The sequence below is a fragment of the Pedobacter sp. MR2016-24 genome (genome assembly GCF_026239655.1).
Classification (GTDB): Bacteria; Bacteroidota; Bacteroidia; order Sphingobacteriales; family Sphingobacteriaceae; genus Pedobacter.
Map to the genome: position 1 here is coordinate 764,879 of NZ_JAPIVO010000003.1, position 18,968 is coordinate 783,846.

Here is an 18,968-nt window from a genome sequence, read left to right on the forward strand (position 1 = left end):
ACTACCAGGAAACGGGTAATAGCAGAAAAATCAATCCCGGAAAGATTGACTAAGTCGTTAAACGAGGCGGTCCTTTATTGGTAAAGCCCTGTAGGGTAAATTTGTAATTACCCAGAAATATTTCCGTGGAATAGCTGATCGGCTCAGGTAAAGAAAGTACTATAACTGGCAGATAAGTAAGAAAAAGCTGTTTACCTTGTTTATGGGTAAAGTAATCGCAAAGGTGACATTGATCTGAATCGGATATCGTATCATCATCGCTGGAAGACTGTTCCGTTTTCACGATCTGGTCATGCCTGTGAAAAGACTGTACAATAGCTATAGAAAGAAAAAGCAATACCAGCATGAGCGAGCCCAACTGATAACAGTTCATGATTATATTTTTATGTTGCTTTTTCAATTCGCATCAAAGTTGCATTAAAATAGTTGCTTTGTCAAGTACTGCGCGAAATAATTAAGCATACCGCTATTAAAAACTAATGTTATGCGTGTTTTTTATTTCAGCCATCACAAAAGTGCTATGTGTACTTCCTATACTTTCTACAGAGCCCAGTTTATTAAAAACAAAATCCTGGTAATGTTTCATATCCCTGGCATACACCTTTAAGATGAAATCATAATCTCCTGAAATGTTATAACACTCCACAACTTCATCGATATTCAGGATATCCGCTACAAACTGGTGACCTATCTTTTTATCATGCTGCTTGAGCTTTATATTGCAAAAAACAATAAATCCCTGGTTGAATTTTTCTGCGTCCAGAATGGCAATATACTTTTTGATATATCCGCCGCTCTCCAATCTTTTAATACGTTCGAAAACCGGTGAAGGAGAAAGATTGACGAGTGCTGCAAGTTCTTTATTGGTGTGTTTGGAATTGTTGGCCAGCGTCTTCAGCAGCAATAAATCAGTTTCATCTAGGTCGTTCATAGAATAATTTCCTTTAGCGGTCATAAAAATAACACATTAACAGCAAATTATACTAATATATCAGACAAAACAGGACGTTTTATCTGATTATTAGCTTTAATCAAGTTTTATAATCTCCATATGTATCTTTGTTGAAGTTTAAAGCTGATTTGTAATAATTAGAGTTCTTTATATATTTCAACAATCGGAACAGGTTTTACTTAGCTGTAAATGAATAGGGAATCGTGTGTAAATCACGAGCTGTCGCGCAACTGTAAGTAACATCAATTACAAGTCAGGATACCTGCCTCTTCCGTATTGACGATGCTTTCGCGATTGAAGCTTAATGTCAGATTGATCCGGTTTATGCAGGTAATAACCTTATGGGTTAACTATGTCCTGCAATTTACTTCCGTGTTTTTCTCTCCTGAATCTCCCGCAGCGTATCCTGGAATCACGAAGGACTTTTTACAATGATGATTAACCATTTAAAAAGTTGAAAGAAATGTTAACACAAAACCTCGGCTACCCTCGTATAGGGAGCCAAAGACAATTGAAAAAAGCCTGCGAGCAATATTGGGCAGGAAAAATCGACCTTAAAGAACTCAATAAGGTAGCGCGGACCATCAAAGAACAGCACTGGCAGACCCAGCTGGATGCAGGCATCGACCTAATCCCTTGTAATGATTTTAGCTTTTATGATCAGGTGCTGGACACCAGTTTGCTACTAGGTGTGATTCCCAGGCGCTATTCACCGGTAGTCTCGGAAATAAAGACTAACAACGAAATTGATCTGTATTTCGCGATGGCCCGTGGTTATCAGAAAGATGGTCTTGATATCACAGCTATGGAAATGACCAAATGGCTCGATACCAACTACCACTATATCGTACCTGAATTTACTGCAGACCAGGAGTTCAGGATCTTTAATGAAAACATCTTCAGTGAATATAATACCGCAAAACAACAGCTTGGAGAAAAAGCGAAACCAGTGCTTCTCGGACCGGTAAGTTATCTGCTAATGGGCAAAGAAAAAGAGCAGGGATTTGAGCGCATAGCGCTGATCAAAAAATTAGTGCCTGTCTATATTGAAATTATTAACCGATTAAGGGTACAGGGTGCCAAATGGATACAACTGGACGAACCCTGCCTGGCACTGGACCTTAGCAAAAAGGAAAAAGAGGCGTTTGACTATGCCTATCGTGCAATCGCTAAACGTATCAGCGGAATCAAGTTGCTGGCGACTACCTATTTTGAAGCATTGCTTGACAATACACAGCTGGCGGTAAACCTCCCCGTTACAGCATTACATATTGACCTTGTGCGTGCACCTGAACAACTGGAAGAAGTATTGGCGTTGATTCCGGATACCCTGAAACTTTCTCTGGGTGTAGTAGATGGCCGCAACGTTTGGAAGAACGACTATGAAAAGTCTTTAGTACTGATCAATAAAGCGGTTGAAAAACTAGGTACAGACAGGGTCATCATTGCGCCTTCCTGCTCGCTGTTACACAGCCCTATCGATCTGGAACTGGAAACGGCGATTGACCCGGAAATCAGAAACTGGATGGCTTTTGCTAAACAGAAGTTAACTGAAGTGAGTGAAATCTGCCAGATTGCCCAGGGCAATACAGCATTACTGGAAAGTAATCAGGCAGCTATTGACAGCAGAAGTAAATCACAAAAAGTACACAAACAAGAGGTGAAGAATCGTATCGCCGCGATCAGCGAGGCTGATGCAAGCCGCCAAAGTGCATTCCCTGTTCGTCAACGTTTACACCACGAACGCTTCAATTTACCTGCATTCCCGACCACAACCATCGGTTCATTCCCTCAAACGGATGATATCCGTCAATTGCGTGCCCGATACAAGAAAGGTGAGCTGACCCTTGAAGAATATGATAAAGCTATTGAGCAGGCAACTGTTGATGCGATCCGCTGGCAGGAGGAGATTGGCTTGGATGTACTGGTACACGGTGAATTTGAGCGTAACGACATGGTGGAATATTTCGGAGAGCAGCTCGATGGATTTCTCTTTACAAAAAATGGATGGGTACAGAGTTACGGAAGCCGCTGTGTGAAACCTCCGGTGATTTATGGTGATGTTAGCCGACCTAAAGATATGACGGTACGCTGGAGCAAATTTGCTGCTGCACAAACCGAAAAACCAATGAAAGGTATGTTAACCGGTCCGGTAACCATTTTGCAATGGTCATTTGTACGTGACGATCAGCCCCGTGAAACCACTACCAACCAGATTGCTTTTGCCATCCGTGATGAAGTGCTGGCACTGGAGCAGGCAGGTATCGGTATCGTTCAGATCGATGAGGCTGCTATCCGTGAGGGTCTGCCATTACGAAAAGCGAAACACCCGCACTATCTTGACTGGGCGGTAAAGGCCTTCCGTATTACTGCAAGCGGTGTACAGGATAAAACACAGATTCACACACATATGTGTTATAGCGAATTCAATAACATCATTGAGCATATCGCTGCGATGGATGCCGATGTGATTACCATTGAAACCTCACGTTCACAGATGGAACTGTTACAGGCTTTTGCTCACTTCGACTACCCGAATGAGATCGGCCCGGGTGTATATGACATCCACTCGCCAAGGGTACCAAGCACTGAAGAAATGGCTTCACTTTTGGCTAAAGCAGCAGATTTGCTGCCTGCGCGTCACCTTTGGGTAAATCCCGACTGCGGACTGAAAACCCGGAAATGGCCGGAGACCAAAGCCGCACTGGAAAATATGGTCGCCGCTGCCAGACAGGCACGTGAACAGATCAGCGTAGAAAGCGTAATTTAACAGGCTAACCAAAGCACTGCCTGCATCATCGCTCGCAGTGCCTTTTGGAATCATTATATGCACTAAATCTCTTTTAAAAAATTAAAAAAGAAACTGATTATTCACTCAAAGCAGTAGGCGTCATGCCGAACTTTTTCTTGAAGGAATAGGAAAAGTGTGACAAGCTTTCAAAGCCGAGGTCGAGGTAAATGGCCGAGGGTCTCTGATGTTTGGTTTCGATGAGATGTTTGGCTTCAGTCAGCCGTTTATCCTGCAACCAATGACGGGGCGGAGCACCAAAAGTTTTCAGGAAATCTCGTTTAAAGGCGGCCAGACTACGACCAGTAAGCTGCGCGAATTTTTCAACGGGAATATTGAAATGAAAGTTACTCAGCATGAACTTTTCCAGGTCTATTTTGTGAGGTGCTGAAAAGTCGAACAGGAAGTTACGCAGTTCAGGCAGGGCAAGCATCAGAAGTTTAACTCCTTCTTTTACTTTCAGGATACCCATCTCATCTGTCATTGCCGATCCCGAGCTTCTTGCATATGGAACAATAGATTGAAAATATCCCTGCAGAAATTCATTCGAAGGAATCAGGATATTCGGTGGACCGGTATATTTCCGATCCGCTTCAAGCTTTTCCTCTAATACGATCTTGCGGAGCAGATCTTCCTGCAGGGAAATTACAATTGTTTCATAGTTACCGCCCGGCACTGGTGTTTTAGTAAGCGTACCCAGCTGATTTTTGCCAATCAGCAGCACTCCTCCTCCATCCATTGAAATATTTTGGTTGGAGGTTTCCATCATAAACTCTCCTGAAACCTGAAAAATCAGGGTATGGTGGTTCCATAAACATACTTTCTCTTTCCGCTCAGCAGAGAGGTAAGAATAGAAGATTACACCGGGGAGAATTTCTGCTGGACTGGTCATTTAACGTTGTAAGTAAGTTCCGCCAAGTATAGCGCCTGGTGCAAAAGTAGTGTTTAAGGTATTCATTTCTTCCGGTGTAAATACAATATCCATCGCTGCAATATTTTCCGGCAGGCGAGACCTGCGACTCATGCTTACCAAAGGCATTATATGATCGCCTTGCGCCTTCACCCAGGCAATTGCAACCTGTGTTGGCGTACAACCTTTATCGCCGGCCAGCTGTTTTAAAACTTCCACTTTTTCCAGGTTATGCAGCAAATTATCACCTTGAAAACGGGAGAAATGGTTACGGTAATCGTTTACTCGAAGCGGTGCCTTCATTTCACCTGTCAATAAGCCCTCAGCAGTATTAGCGAAGGCCACTATGCCAATACCTAATTCTTTTGCTGTGGGCAGCAGTTCACTTTCTATTTGACGATCGGCCAGCGAATAGCCGATCTCCAGCGCGCTTATTGGATGCGTATCATTGGCTTTCCGAAGCTGGTCGGCCGTAATTTCCGATACCCCAATGTAACGCACTTTACCTTCCTTAATCAGGTCGGCCACCGTTCCGATAATGTCTTCCACCGGCACGCTGTTATCCATTCGGCTCGGCTCGTAGAGGTCGATCGTTTCAACACCTAAACGGGTCAGCGAGTAGTGGATAAAATTCCTGATCGCGATGGGCCGCAAGTCCATTCCTACAGGCTGGCCGTTGTGAAAGACCGCACCGAATTTCACACTAATAAAAGCATCATCACGCCTTCCTTTAATGGCTTTACCTATCAGCATTTCATTATGACCAGCACCGTAAAAGTCCCCCGTGTTCAAAAAATTAATACCACGATCCAGGGCTTCCTGGATTGTAGCAATACTTTCTGTTTCATCAGGCGTAGAACCGCCCCAGATAGAAGACATGCGCATACAGCCTAAACCAAGCCTGGATACGAAGGGGCCATTCTGACCCAACTGAATTTTCGTGCTATTTTTCATGATACGAAGTTCAACATCCAAACCACCTTTTAGTTTCTTCCAGGGCTCAGATATTTAGTCCGTACGGCTCACCTTATTTATAATTTTAAGGTATACGGTAATAATAAATGGCCGCAAATGCAGCTTCGCTGGTTGTATAATAGCCTTTTCCATCAGCGGTAAAACCGATGGCCTCCCCCTGCCGCTGCAATTCATATGGTAGTTCCTGTGGCTTCCGCTGCATGGTTTGCCATATAGGTTCATTTCCTTTACGTTTCCAGTAATAAACCTTGCCGTAGGTTTTTAGCAGTACACTCTTCCCATCTTTAGCTATATCTCCGGCAGTAACATATTTAAAAGGCTTAAAACCAGGTATCAGGATCTTGCCACGTAAAGTTAGTCTCCGTGATTCCTGATCTTTAAAAATTAACGGCGTGGTATAGATCTTCACTGTATCAGTTCTTTTGTTCACAATGTATAACAGCTGCTCTACAGGATCTATCATCATCGCTTCCGAGTCCTTCGCCCAATCAGGATAGGTGAGGTGAAGTTGCGCCGGAACTACTGTGTTTACGCTATCCTTCATCCAGGATGCCTTTTCTTCAAAACGATAGACTGTCACATAGGAACGCCAGTTGAAATTATCCCCGATGTCGCCCAGGTACACATAACTTTTACCCTCTTTTGGCCCTTTACCTACAGCGATATCTTCACAGTCCAGCACAGGATATGCTGTCGATCTATCATCTTTGTAGTAAAACGTGGAGACCAGTTTTCCATCAGGCGTTATGGCAAAAAACCTGCTCGTATCACCGCTATCATTATGAACATAATAAATATTCTCAAAAATACCGGACGCAGCTATTCCTGAAATCTCTTTGAGCAAACTGCTCTGCATAAAACCTGAGATCTCTTTGTTTCTCTGTTTTAGTTTATAATACACATAACCACCAGGAATCAGCACAATAAAGGCCAGCATCAGGAATAGAATAGATTTTTTGTTTAAAACCATAGTATAGATGTTACACCAAAAATGATGCTCGCTTTACATTTTGCTTTCCCTTTAATCAGGTTTATACATTATCATTTTAACCTGAGAACAAGGTAGGAAATTTTCGGGCGACGCAAAAAACCACACTTACATTTCGCCCCCTTTGCAGGTTAGCGATAGCATTACGATCGTTCTATATAAACAAAGCTCTTCTGATTTATCATCAGAAGAGCTTTGTTGTAAAATATTAAGACATTAATGCCTAGAATACAAAACGGAAACCAAGGCCGAATCTTCCTGCCTCACTGTCTAAAAATGGATTATCGCCCACATAGATACTCGGTCTCCAGTCCAATGCAATTGCCAATGGCGCACCTTTCAGTTTATAGTCTAATCCCACCATTGGTACCAGATAAACAGCGGTGTAATTGTCATCAAAAAAGTAACGGTCTCTATCATAGATCTGAAACTTCGGCCCTCCACCCAGGTACCAGTCTAGGCCCGGAGCTCCTTTTACAGGTGCATTATATTGCAAAAAACCCTGAATCACCGTAGTATTACCACCAAATAATACCTCTGCCTGTAAGGCGGTATTCCTGGTGAAATGATGTCTGAGGGAAGGACCTACTAAAGTGGCTCCGTCTCCGAAATCAAGCCCCAGTCCAAGGGAAGTTTTGTAGTTCTGTGCTTTTACTGCTGTTGTCGTCATGGCAAATAACGCCACGCAGCCTAGAATAGTAAATAATTTTCTCATCTTTTATATTTTGTTTGTTAAAACACCGATATCAACAATTGTTCCAAAAAAACAGCTGATTAACATAAAAAAGCTCGCCCAGATAGGAGCAGATATCATTTGGTTACAGGATAGTTCCTTCCATCCTGAACGCGCTGGGGCTGAATGAGGTTTGTTTCTTAAAGAAGTTTGAAAATTGCGCAGCGTCATCAAATCCTAATGCATATGCAATTTCCGCAACGTTCCAGCTGCTGTGTTTAAGCATGATTTTCGCCTCCTGGCCAATCCTGTGATTGATGATTTGTTTTGTGGTTGTACCAGTCACCTCTTTCAATACTTTATTGAGATGATTTACGTGTACTGCAAGGCGATCGGCATAATCTTTTGCTGATCTTAACGTGAGTCTTTGATGAACAGCATCAAGCGGAAATTGTCTTTCCAGCAATTCTACAAATAAAGCGGAAATCCGTTCTGATGCATTTTGTGCGTGACTGATGGCTGGTACCGGTTGAAGCTGCTGTCCGTAGTGTATCAGCTCCATCACCAGGGTTCTTAATAAGTCATATTTAAATTGATAATCAGACTCCATCTCTTTATGCATTTTTCGAAAGATATAAGCTATCTCCGGTACCTGTTCATCCGAAAGCTCAAAAATGGGAATATAGCCCGATTGAAAAACCGGCAGTTCATCTAATAGAACGCCACTCTTAGACGGCCAGAAGAAATCTGCCGTAAAAATACAAAACATGCCAGTCTGATCACTATTCTCAGGCACCCAGTTATAAGGAATTTTTGGCGTGGCAAACAACAATGCATTACCTTTCACATCAATCACCTTATCGGCATACTCGGCTCTGCTGTTACCCCTAAGCCAGCTGATTTTGTAATAGGCCCGGCGACTATAAGGCATTAGCCGTGTATGATCAGTTTTATTGAAGAGTTTTTCAGTTTCAAATATATTGAAATGGCCTATTTCACGTGCAATACGATCCGGAAGCGTAGCGCTGTTTCGCTTGTAAAACTCTTCGAGTGAAGTATGATCGACCATAATGATATAACATGCAAAGATGAATAATATTTCTTATAGTTGCATTCCCCCGGAGATCTCTATACGCTGCCCATTAACCCAGCGTGCATCTTCGCTACACAAAAAAGCGACTACCCCGCCAATGTCTTCCGCTACACCAGGCCTGCCCAGTGCCGTTACCGAACTTACCATTTTCCGGGAATCTTCGCTGTTTCTCAAATGTGCATTTCCAAAGTCAGTCATGATTGCACCGGGAGCAATCGTATTCGCCCTTATGCCCCTGGAGCCGAATTCTTTTGCTACATAGCGGGTGAAAACTTCAATTGCTCCTTTCATTGCTGCGTAAGCCGATGACCTTGGAAAAGTTATACGGGTAAGGCCGCTGGAAACATTAACTATTCCTCCCCCATCATTCAAGACAGGTATCAATTCCTGTGTCAGGAAGTAAACTCCTTTAAAATGGATATTATACAACTCATCAAAAAAATCTTCTGTTACTTCACCTATCAGTTGATAACCACCAATTCCTGCATTATTGATCAAAAAATCAAAATGATCATTATCAAAGACATCTGTCAGTATTTTCTTTAGTTCTTCTGTAAAAGAGCTGAAGCTCCTGATATCGCCGGTATTCAATTGTAAAGCGGCCGCCTTTCTACCCTGCTGTTGAATCAGCTCTGCAACCTTTGCCGCTTCTTCAGCACTGTTGTTATAAGTGATAATCACATCTAATCCCTTTTCGGCAAGACGTAGGGCCATATCTTTTCCTAATCCGCGGCTTCCGCCGGTTATCAATGCAATTTTGCTTTGTGGTGCTGACATATCATTTGTTTTAATTGTTCTTATGATTTAACCATACAAATGTATGCAGGCCGTTAGCTATGTAATTTGAGAGAATCAATCCAATAGTTGACAAATTCAATCATCATTGGATTTATCAACGTGATACCAATTACCACAACAGAAGGAATATATTTTATTTAATACCAATTCTGGCAAATAAGTGATTAGTCCAATTAATGCCGCGAACGCTTAACTAATCGCCTATCCAGTTCTGCGAACTTTGTCATGTACTTATTGAAAGGTATTAGCAGTATTTAACTGCATGCCCAAAAACTAAAATTATATGAAAACAGTTCAAAATAATACTAGCGAAGAGACTACGGTTACCATTATTGGCGCAGGAGTATCAGGTCTGACTTTGGCAACTTTCCTGCAAAAGGCTGGTATAGCCTGTATCATATTGGAAAGGCGCGACCGTGCTTACATTGAAACGCGGCAACGCGCCGGGGTTGTTGATGCCCGTGCAGTGCGAATGTTTGAACAATGGGACCTGGCAGATAAGCTTCTTGCCGGACCGGTGGCAAACACAATTGATTATCGCCTAAATGGTGATAGTCGCATTTTTAATATTCCAGAAGAAGATGGTATCTCCAGCCGGTTCTGCACGCAGCAGATGCTCGTAGGCAATCTGATGCGGGAACTTATCGATAACATGGCTGGCGACGTACGCTTTGATGTCTCTGAGGTTGTAATCCACAATGAAGATGGAGTTCGTCCTAAAGTAATCTATTCTGATGCCAGCGGTTCGCATGAATTGGTTTGCGACTATATAGCTGGTTGTGATGCTGATCGCGGTATTAGCCGGACTTCAATTCCAGATGGTGTATTAACGAAATATACTCATGAATTCGGTTATGCCTGGCTGGCGGCACTTGTTGAGGCACCAGTAACCGGACATCCCATCATGGCTGTAAGTGATCATGGTTGTGTTGCCCAGCTTCCCCGCGGACCACACAGAAGCCGTTATTATCTGCAATGTTCACTCAGCGATAATGCAGAAGACTGGCCAGATGACAGGATCTGGAATGAAATCCGCTTAAGACTAAATGATGAAACCATACAGAATGCTGTTGTCCATGACAAATTCTTAGTTCCCTTGCGATCAGTAGTTTATGCCCCAATGCAATACCTTAATCTGTTTTTAGTAGGTGATGCGGCACACCTTGTGCCACCTACCAGTGCCAAAGGAATGAATCTTGCGCTTTATGATGTAGATATTTTGTCTCAGGCCATACTTAAAGCTATGCGCGACAAAGATGAATCATCGCTCAAAAACTACTCTGAGACAGTACTTCCTCATATCTGGAATTACCAGGATTTCGCCGTGTCAATGACCGATATGATGCACGATGCGGGCGATCTCACGCAGAAGGGAACGTTTCACCAGCAAATTGCACGCGCCCGGCTTAACAATTTATTCAACTCAAAAACCGCAGCACATCTTCACAGCGAATATCAGCGGGGAACGAATTGATAATTGCCATAACGATTGTTTTTTTCGGATCTTTGTTATTTAATCACAACTTATTTCATTCAAACCTTGTCGATGAGGAAAAAAGAAAAAATACCTGTTCATCATATGGATGATTGGTTTTCCGGCACCTACATTAAGCCTTTTGGTACTGAGACGCCGGCTGGTCATACCTATGAGATTTCCAAGCCTCATCGACATGATTTTTACTATTGCGTATTGTCTGAGGAAGGTGAAATGGAACTGGAGGTCGACTTTGAAAACGTTGTACTAACTGACCAAACGCTATTTCTATCCTATCCGGGACAAATCCATCAGATCAATTCTGCCCGGATGGAAAAAGGCTGGTTTTTGGCCTTCGATCCATCTATACTTGATGAGCAATTAAAAGACATCCTTGATCAATGTCTCTCTCAAGTGATTCTCGTACCGCTATCCCCTGAACAAACGACAGTTTTTTCCTCATTTATAAATCATTTATATACAGTTTATACTAATCAGGAACAGATATTCCGACAGACTATCACTAAATCGATGGTAACTGCATTAGTCTACCAACTTGCATCAGCATACCTGTCAGCGGAGCAATTCAACCTTAAGAAGTACTCCGCACGCAGTATTGATATTACGAAGACCTTCAAGCAAATTCTTCGTCGTAATTTCAAATCAATGAAAAAGCCATCAGCCTTTGCTGAAAAAATGAATATCTCGGTTAGCCACCTAAATGATACAGTCAGGTCTGTGACCGGCTTTCCCGTGACCTACTACATTCAACAGGAACTAATGAGGGAAGCTCAACGATTATTGCGGTATTCAGATCTTGCCGTAAAAGAAATAGCAGATATTCTGGGGTTTGAAGACGCCCAATACTTCAATCGCTTATTCAGCAAAATCATGGGCATTTCCCCGGGGAAATTTAGAAAAGATAGCGAGACATCTTATCATTTATAACCTAAAGCAATTCGTATCTACAAAGCAATTTCCTTTATTTATCTCCAAGTCCCGATGCCGGAATAATTCAGTAATTATGCTAGCAATAACGGTAAACAGTCCACAGGATTACAAAGTAGCCGGGGCCCTGATTAACCCCGGTTAAAAATCATATTTTCACGAATTCTCCTTGCCTAAGCTACTAAATGGTATAGCCAATTGAACTCATATGTGCCTCCCCCATACGTTCTCCATATACAGGGAATTTCGATAACATCGTATCAATCACCTGTACATCTCGCTGCGTCAGGTCAAGATGCTGTGCACCTAAATTTTCCAATAAGTGAGCCTCGGTACGGGTACCGGGGATTGGCACTATGCTTGGACTTTTGGCAAGTAACCATGCCAGAGCCACCTGAGATGGGGTAGCATTTTTTTCAGCAGCATAGCCTCTAAGCCATTCAACCATAGGCATATTTAAGGATAAAAACTCTTTTGAAAAGCGCGGAAAGCCGGCACAGAAATCCGTTTTCTCATCAAACTTTGTCGTAGTATCATATTTGCCAGTTAAAAATCCTGCACCTACTGGCGACCAGGGCACGAAGCCAATTCATAATTCTTCGCAGGTTTTCAGTACCCCATTTAATTCAACATTACGTGTCCACATAGAATATTCTGATTGTACAGCACTAACAGGCTGTACGGCATGTGCACGACGAATAGTTTTAGGACTCGCTCCCGATAGACCAAAGTGTAACACCTTTCCTTGCCTTATAAGGTCCTTAATCGTACCCACAACATCTTCAATAGGCACATTCGGATCAACACGATGCTGATAATACAGATCAATATGGTCTGTCCGCAGGCGTTTCAGTGATTCTTCCACTACCTTTTTAATTCTTTCAGGACGGCTGTCTAATGCCACCGCACCGTCAATCGCAAAACCAAATTTGGTAGCAATCTTTACCTGATCGCGAAAAGGCTGCAGGACTTCTCCAACAAGAGTTTCATCCGTGTAAGGGCCATACACTTCAGCAGTATCGAAAAATCTTACGCCATTCTCAAATGCTGTCCGAATAGTTTTAACAGACTGTTGATGGTCAGCCGGAGGATTGTAATTTCCTGCCATATTCATACATAAAAGCGAGGCGGGGCGTATTGTAAACATCAACAGCACGTCCGGTTCCTTTGGTATTCATTTGGATAAAGAACATTGGTAATACGCCTTAAAACCTTACGCTTATAGTGCGTCAAAAACGGCCTTGAACCAGTTCACAGTTTTTCTCGCTCATGGCGAGACACTACCGTGGTAATACCGATAAGGTTTCGTTAAATACAAATATCATATGAATGCAGAAGAATTCATATGATATTTCTGTTATCCTTTTAATCAGGCAGACTGTTCGCTTTTGAGCGAAGGAGTAATTGCTACAATTAAATCTTTTTACATTATCCTCTTTTTGGCTAAGTCATTCAGAGAATCGGTTAATAAACCCGGTTCACTATCACTCATTTTTGTACCTGTCAATCGGATTTACCATCAACTTTAGCATAATGAAAAGATGGTAAAAAGTATTGCGGAAATGGGTACGGCCGTGCGTTCCGGTAAGTTGTATAAAGATTAGCAACACAGGCCGGTATTAGGTCCAACAGACTAAAAGATTACGCTAAAGCGTTTGCACTGGAATTTTTAAAAAAAATAAGATGAAAAAAGGTATGATTAAAGTTAGTGTGTTGTATCCTAATGGAAACGACAAGATATTCAACATGGATTATTATTGTAACACCCATGCTCCTTTAGTCGCAGGGCTATTGGGCGATGCACTAAATGGGTTCACCGTTGAAAAAGGTCTGGGTGGGGCTGCTCCCGGTTCTCCTGCAATTTATATGGCCATGGGACATATGTATTTTAATTCTGTTGAGGAGTTTGGTAAAGCATTTGGCCCTAATGCGGAAAAAATAAAAGGCGATATGGTAAATTTTACCAATAGCCCTCCCGTTATCCAGGTGAGTGAAGTGATGATTTAAATAAAGGCCGGCTTACGACTATCATGCCTGTTCTTACACCAAATAGCAGCGACTGGTCTTACGTTGATCATGCTTGTTGCATTTATGATTCTTCTCAAAAGGAAAGCGTATAAGATATTACCTCTTTTGGTAATTGTATTTGCGCTATCTTTAATAGTAGCTTATTTCAGCTTTTGAAGCAGCTCAATTAGAAAAATCAGCCAGTTAAATAATTTATATCGTAATGACAAATACGCTGCCCATCAGAATAAAAACTATCAGCCAATGTCACCAGGCTATGGGTCTCCCAAAACCTGAACATCCGTTAATAAGTGTAATAAATTTTGATTCTTTTATACAAAAGCCCTTTAATGAACCGGTAAGTTTTATATACGATTTCTATGCCATTTATCTGAAACGGATCACCAACGCAAAATTCAAATATGGACATCAGGCTAGTGATTTTGATGAAGGTGTATTATTTTTTATGGCTCCAAATCAACTTTTTAGTATTAAGTCCGACAAAGATGAAACACTTAAACCTTCCGGGTGGATCATACTCATTCACCCGGATTTTATATGGAATACAACTTTGGCCAAAATCATAAAGCAGTATGAATTCTTCGATTATTCAGTTAATGAGGCACTGTATCTTTCCCTGAAGGAGGAGAAAAAGATCGTAAGCATTATTAAAAGCATCCAGCAGGAATATCAGTTTAACATTGATAAATTCAGCCAGCAAATTATCATTTCACAAATTGAAACATTGCTCAATTTTTCGGAAAGGTTTTACCATCGACAGTTTATTACCCGTAAAAAAACAAATCATCAAATCCTTGGTCGTTTAGAAGAAGCGCTTGCAAAATACTTCAATAATGATGATCTTATTGCAAAGGGATTGCCAACTGTTCAATTCATTGCAGATACGTTAAATATCTCACCCAATTATCTAAGTGATGTATTAAAAGTATTGACGGGTCAAAGCACACAACAACACATTCACGGTAAACTGATAGAAAAAGCCAAAGAAAAATTATCAGGTACCGATTTATCAATAAGCGAAATCGCTTATGAACTTGGCTTCGGGCATCCCCAATCATTTACCAAATTATTCAAGGCAAAAACCAATCTTTCCCCTTTACAGTTCCGAAACTCATTTAATTACTGAAATATTCAATAATTTGCCATTTTAATGAACTGCTGCCTGAGAGTCAACATTTCTTGTAATTATTACTGCAGAAACAGGATCATTTAGTGTTCTTAGAGCACTTACCATGCTGACCTAAAAAAAGCCGCCTCAATAGGCTTGAGACGGCCAGATCTTTTTACATAATCGTATTATTCAGCGATGTGTTACAATACGGAGCTATTAGTGAATTTTACCTTGAAAGGCCATTGGTCATCATTTGCTTCATTTTCATCCCATGGATGTGGTGCATAGGTAGTCGGAGCTCCAGTTACTACATACCATAATTTCACAGTACCAGCCGGCACCGTAAAGCTACTCGTTGCATTGTTGGTCCACATGCCGCTATACCTGCGTTCTCCTGTATTTAGAATAGAAACATATCCATGACGCCAGCCTGCTCTTGCTGGATTTGCTACCTGATTATATCCAGGCGCATTAACCATACCAGTGAAAACGGTAGACACAACCGTACCTGCTGCAGGAACAGTTAAAGGGATAACATTGTAACCAGTAGTACCCGGGGCACGATTATATGCTACCTGGTAGCTTCCGTCAGTCAGCCTTGTATAATTCCAGGTTTGAGCGCCATGGTAATTTGTTCCATAAGATCGGAGTGAAGGAATATCCCAGGTGACAAACCTGACAGCCTGATCGTAAATTTCTCCATTAAAAGTAGCCATATCAATACTATTGAGCCTCATATATGCTTGAATAGGGTCTTCCGGTTGGCGAGACTCGCGCCATAATCTTCCGATAAAATCGCGCCCTCTTTTAAATTCCCAATAGTAGTGTATAAAGTAACTTGCATACCGATACCATTCATGGTGGAGATGGCGGTGGTAATTATCTTTGTAGACAGTGAAATCATACGCGGTAAATACCGTTGACGGATAGCTCTGGAATGCCTGAAAATTAGCCGTTTGCTCCCAAAAGCCGTTACCGCCATTGCCACCAAACCCATAGCGGAACCCGCCTACACCCTGGTCAGCAAAAACCTGGTATTGAAAACAATGTCCAATCTCATGACCGATTACGTGACCAACCGGCTGCATTGTACCTGGACTAACCCACAGGGCACCAATTACGTTATCATAGCCTGAACCAGTAGCCAGCCATTCTGTTTGATAATTGATAAAGATCATCATCTTATATCTATTCAGCTTAGATGTAGCTAGATTAGCAAAACCTAATTCAGTTACATTTAATTGAAAAAAGCCTTCCGCTTTGTTCAGCAGGTCATTAATGTTCACCCGATATGCTGTTGGCACGGCAGTTGAACTTGGGTCGTTACTGCCATAGCCTTTGGCCCAGAAAACAATAAAATGATCGGAAGAGCGGGATCTTGACCAACTCCATGTGCTAGCCGAATTATTGAAATCATTCGAGCGTAGTTCCAGCGGAATATAGACTTCGGGAGCAGCAGCTGCAACCGCTGCTGTTGCAGCCTGCTTTTGCAGGTTAGCTTTTGCTTGAGGGGTCTGAATTAAGTTGAATTCATCTTTACAGCCTGATAACATGACAATCGTCATTACTGTTAATAAAAGTAGCTTTCTCATTATTCTGGTTTTTAGTTGATTAGGTTTATGGATTAAATTTCATAACAAAGAGTGCTAATCTTTAAGATGCTGACTCCCTCAGGAGCGCAACAGGCTGTTCGCGAAAAATATTTTTATGATGGGTAAATACTTAAAATATTAAATTTTAAAATCCATATCCAAAATAAAAGCGGTGAACATGGATTCACTTCATTCCGGTTCATTATATCGCTGGATATAAAATAAGTTAATGGTTTAAATTTACCCCACAAAACACAAGTATTATAGCCTTATATTAGCAACAAGTTGCACATAATTGATATACTTATTAATCCTGTCAGCTTTTTTAACGTTAATGGAGAAAAAAAATCAGCTCCGGGGAGGAGTACTGAAATCATAAAAAATAGAAATGGCACAATTTCCCTATCCAATCAATTGCTTGCTGAATGGTTCAGGTTTAAAAGTGAAAATTGAGGCAGAAGTGCCTGATGAGGGTTCAGCATAAAATATTTACGCACTGTATGTTACAAGGTAACTCTATCCTAAAGCAATACTTACCGAATTGTGTGCCTCTCCCCTTTTGAAGCGCCACACAGATCCTGAATACGTATGGAATTTCTTTAAGAATACCCATTTTCCAAATACCGCTTCAGGATGGATCACTCCTTTATAAAACACATACAAATAGGTAACATTTTTATTAATTTTAACGATATGTATTGGATGCTCTAAATATTTCGTAATTTACTTCCAGTATGAACCGTAAACCAAATTAAATGTTAAACCGTAGAAATTTCCTCAACTATGCTGCAACCGCAGTCGGAACCACTGCCGTGCTTTCTGCCCTAGACAATCCTGCCTATGCCCTTTTTAATAAAACTTTTGGCGCAAATGACCAAATCAATATTGGTGTAATAGGAATTAAAGGCATGGGATGGTCTGACCTCAAAGCGGCCCTCAAAGTACCCGGAGTAAACCTGATCGCGCTATGTGACAGTGATGCGAATGTGCTTGATGAAAGGATGGCCGAATTAAAGTCGATGAATGTTGACGCCGCAAAAGTAGAAAGATATAAGGATTATCGTGCGCTGCTCGATAATAAAGATGTCGATGCAGTGATTATCGGGACACCCGATCACTGGCATGCCCTGATGATGATTCATGCAGTACAGGCAGGTAAAGATGTATATGTTGAAAAGCCGGTCGGCAACTCCATTATCGAATGCAGTACCATGGTCAAAGCACAGGAAAAATATAATAAAGTTGTACAGGCAGGTCAATGGCAGCGCAGTCAGCAACACTTTAAAGATGCTGTTGATTTCGTAAAGAGCGGCCAGCTGGGAAATATCAGAACTGTAAAAGTATGGTGTTACCAGGGCTGGATGAAACCTGCTCCTGTAGTACCAGATACCTTAGCCCCTGCAGGCGTTGATTATGCCATGTGGCTTGGGCCGGCCAATAAAAGAGCATTCAATGCCAGCAGATATCACTTCAATTTCCGCTGGTTCTGGGATTATGCCGGTGGGTTAATGACAGACTGGGGAGTGCATTTATTGGATTATGGCCTGCTGGGTATGAATTCACCTGTACCAAAAACCATATCTGCATTGGGTGGCCGCTTTGCCTATCCCGATCTGTATGAAGAAACTCCTGATACGCTGACTACCTTATACGAATTTGACAAGTTCAACATGGTATGGGATTCTGCCATGGGCATTGATAACGGCTCTTATAACCGCGACCATGGAATTGCCTATATTGGTAACAATGGTACGCTGATCCTCAACAGAGGCGGCTGGGAAGTCATTGAAGAAAAGGTAAGCGGCAATAAAGTCAGCAAGCCCTTTGTTAAATCCTCAGATAATGGACTGAACAATCATATGGTCAATTTCTTTAGTGTAGTCAGATCCAGGAAAAAAGAAGAACTGAACTGCTCTATACAGGATGCAGCGCATGTAGCTACCGTTGCCCAAATGGGAAACCTTGCCTTCAGAAGCGGACAAAAATTATCATGGGACAATGCCAAACACCAGTTTACAGACCAGCAGATCAACGATAAATACCTGCTGGCCCAGTATCACAATGGTTACAGCCTACCTAAAGTTTAACGCAATATTTATCGGCACATTTCGTTTCACCAGAAAAAACAAGAATCAGCTACTGCGCATTGCATGGCTAATCCTGGTGAATTTTAAACCCGAGAACAGGTGAAGATGATTGCTTACCTGACCTCGCGGAAGCACGTGCCGATTGGAACGGGGCTGATGTATTTTGTAAAGACGGCCATGATGCCTTTTATTCCTGATCCAAGGTTTTCAACTATTGATGAAAAGCAGTTTACAGCGCAGAAGAATATACAGGAAGAATGAGTATGACTAAAAGGCACCTTATCCTCAAAAGCAGGAGATATCAATTTGCCGATATATAAGATGAGGGAGAAAAACTAAAAAAGCTCCCTTTTTCAAGAGAGCTAAATTATCAAAATAAAAATCTGCAGGTATTTCAATCGAATTGCTGTCCCGTCCCATATTATACCAATCTTCAATATTTTCCCCCTCCAAATCTCCGGGCAGCACAGATGCAAAGCAAATAGCGGCGGGGCTCATTCTGTTCATGTTCAGCATGTATTTGTAATTATGATACTGAAGAAATATCCCCG

The 18,968-nt window shown here is 41.8% G+C and carries 18 protein-coding genes, 1 pseudogene and 1 riboswitch; of the genes and pseudogenes, 7 read left to right on the top strand and 12 right to left on the bottom strand.

Annotated features, from left to right (window positions below; genetic code table 11):
* Positions 1–49: 49 nt before the first annotated feature.
* Positions 50–373: a hypothetical protein gene (locus OQX62_RS11090; protein WP_265831596.1), complete on the bottom strand. Its 324-nt coding sequence runs from the start codon at positions 371–373 to the stop codon at positions 50–52.
* Between the two features lie 96 nt (positions 374–469).
* Entirely contained in the window at positions 470–931 is a 462-nt protein-coding gene (locus OQX62_RS11095; protein ID WP_265831597.1) for an Lrp/AsnC family transcriptional regulator, read from the bottom strand.
* Positions 932–1,105: 174 nt separating this feature from the next.
* Positions 1,106–1,237: riboswitch (cobalamin riboswitch) on the top strand.
* A gap of 178 nt (positions 1,238–1,415) precedes the next feature.
* Between OQX62_RS11095 and metE the strand changes: the two genes are divergently transcribed.
* Positions 1,416–3,722, top strand: a complete 2,307-nt coding sequence (gene metE, locus OQX62_RS11100; RefSeq protein WP_265831598.1) for a 5-methyltetrahydropteroyltriglutamate--homocysteine S-methyltransferase — start codon at positions 1,416–1,418, stop codon at positions 3,720–3,722.
* 97 nt (positions 3,723–3,819) lie between these two features.
* Here the strand turns inward: metE and OQX62_RS11105 are convergent, their stop codons facing one another.
* The 6 genes from OQX62_RS11105 to OQX62_RS11130 all read right to left on the bottom strand — a co-directional run bounded on the left by OQX62_RS11105 (position 3,820) and on the right by OQX62_RS11130 (position 9,156).
* Entirely contained in the window at positions 3,820–4,632 is an 813-nt protein-coding gene (locus OQX62_RS11105; RefSeq protein ID WP_265831599.1) for a helix-turn-helix domain-containing protein, read from the bottom strand.
* A complete protein-coding gene (locus OQX62_RS11110; protein ID WP_265831600.1) occupies positions 4,633–5,604 on the bottom strand; it encodes an aldo/keto reductase in 972 nt (323 codons plus the stop codon).
* A gap of 85 nt (positions 5,605–5,689) precedes the next feature.
* The gene (locus tag OQX62_RS11115; protein WP_265831601.1) at positions 5,690–6,595 is read right to left on the bottom strand and encodes a hypothetical protein; all 906 of its coding nucleotides are present in this window, start codon (positions 6,593–6,595) and stop codon (positions 5,690–5,692) included.
* A gap of 241 nt (positions 6,596–6,836) precedes the next feature.
* Positions 6,837–7,328: a hypothetical protein gene (locus OQX62_RS11120; protein ID WP_265831602.1), complete on the bottom strand. Its 492-nt coding sequence runs from the start codon at positions 7,326–7,328 to the stop codon at positions 6,837–6,839.
* Between the two features lie 103 nt (positions 7,329–7,431).
* Positions 7,432–8,355: a helix-turn-helix domain-containing protein gene (locus tag OQX62_RS11125; RefSeq protein WP_265831603.1), complete on the bottom strand. Its 924-nt coding sequence runs from the start codon at positions 8,353–8,355 to the stop codon at positions 7,432–7,434.
* Positions 8,356–8,388: 33 nt separating this feature from the next.
* Complete coding sequence (locus tag OQX62_RS11130; RefSeq protein WP_265831604.1) at positions 8,389–9,156, bottom strand: SDR family NAD(P)-dependent oxidoreductase; 768 nt, start codon at positions 9,154–9,156, stop codon at positions 8,389–8,391.
* A gap of 304 nt (positions 9,157–9,460) precedes the next feature.
* On the opposite strand from OQX62_RS11130, the gene OQX62_RS11135 reads away from it, so the two are divergent.
* Both OQX62_RS11135 and OQX62_RS11140 read left to right on the top strand, forming a co-directional pair.
* The gene (locus OQX62_RS11135) at positions 9,461–10,651 is read left to right on the top strand and encodes a 4-hydroxybenzoate 3-monooxygenase (protein ID WP_265831605.1); all 1,191 of its coding nucleotides are present in this window, start codon (positions 9,461–9,463) and stop codon (positions 10,649–10,651) included.
* A gap of 72 nt (positions 10,652–10,723) precedes the next feature.
* A complete protein-coding gene (locus tag OQX62_RS11140; RefSeq protein ID WP_265831606.1) occupies positions 10,724–11,599 on the top strand; it encodes an AraC family transcriptional regulator in 876 nt (291 codons plus the stop codon).
* A 181-nt stretch (positions 11,600–11,780) separates the two neighbouring features.
* Here the strand turns inward: OQX62_RS11140 and OQX62_RS11145 are convergent.
* Positions 11,781–12,746: pseudogene (locus tag OQX62_RS11145) on the bottom strand (aldo/keto reductase).
* 536 nt (positions 12,747–13,282) lie between these two features.
* Between OQX62_RS11145 and OQX62_RS11150 the strand changes: the two are divergent.
* Positions 13,283–13,606, top strand: a complete 324-nt coding sequence (locus OQX62_RS11150; protein WP_265831607.1) for an EthD family reductase — start codon at positions 13,283–13,285, stop codon at positions 13,604–13,606.
* A 223-nt stretch (positions 13,607–13,829) separates the two neighbouring features.
* Positions 13,830–14,753: a helix-turn-helix domain-containing protein gene (locus tag OQX62_RS11155; protein WP_265831608.1), complete on the top strand. Its 924-nt coding sequence runs from the start codon at positions 13,830–13,832 to the stop codon at positions 14,751–14,753.
* 185 nt (positions 14,754–14,938) lie between these two features.
* On the opposite strand, the gene OQX62_RS11160 is transcribed toward OQX62_RS11155, so the two are convergent.
* Both OQX62_RS11160 and OQX62_RS11165 read right to left on the bottom strand, forming a co-directional pair.
* Positions 14,939–16,330, bottom strand: coding sequence for a DUF6055 domain-containing protein (locus tag OQX62_RS11160; protein WP_265831609.1), 1,392 nt, complete (start codon positions 16,328–16,330; stop codon positions 14,939–14,941).
* Between the two features lie 516 nt (positions 16,331–16,846).
* Positions 16,847–16,987 carry a hypothetical protein gene (locus OQX62_RS11165; protein ID WP_265831610.1) on the bottom strand — a complete coding sequence of 47 codons (141 nt, stop codon included), beginning with the start codon at positions 16,985–16,987 and terminating at the stop codon, positions 16,847–16,849.
* A gap of 98 nt (positions 16,988–17,085) precedes the next feature.
* Here OQX62_RS11165 and OQX62_RS11170 point away from each other — a divergent pair, with 98 nt between their 5' ends.
* Together OQX62_RS11170 and OQX62_RS11175 are read left to right on the top strand one after the other, a co-directional pair.
* Positions 17,086–18,417 (top strand): Gfo/Idh/MocA family protein, encoded by a 1,332-nt coding sequence (locus OQX62_RS11170; RefSeq protein WP_265831611.1) that lies wholly within the window; start codon positions 17,086–17,088, stop codon positions 18,415–18,417.
* A 99-nt stretch (positions 18,418–18,516) separates the two neighbouring features.
* Positions 18,517–18,678 (top strand): hypothetical protein, encoded by a 162-nt coding sequence (locus OQX62_RS11175; protein WP_265831612.1) that lies wholly within the window; start codon positions 18,517–18,519, stop codon positions 18,676–18,678.
* Between the two features lie 24 nt (positions 18,679–18,702).
* On the opposite strand, the gene OQX62_RS11180 is transcribed toward OQX62_RS11175, so the two are convergent.
* Positions 18,703–18,924: a hypothetical protein gene (locus tag OQX62_RS11180; RefSeq protein WP_265831613.1), complete on the bottom strand. Its 222-nt coding sequence runs from the start codon at positions 18,922–18,924 to the stop codon at positions 18,703–18,705.
* Positions 18,925–18,968: the final 44 nt, after the last annotated feature.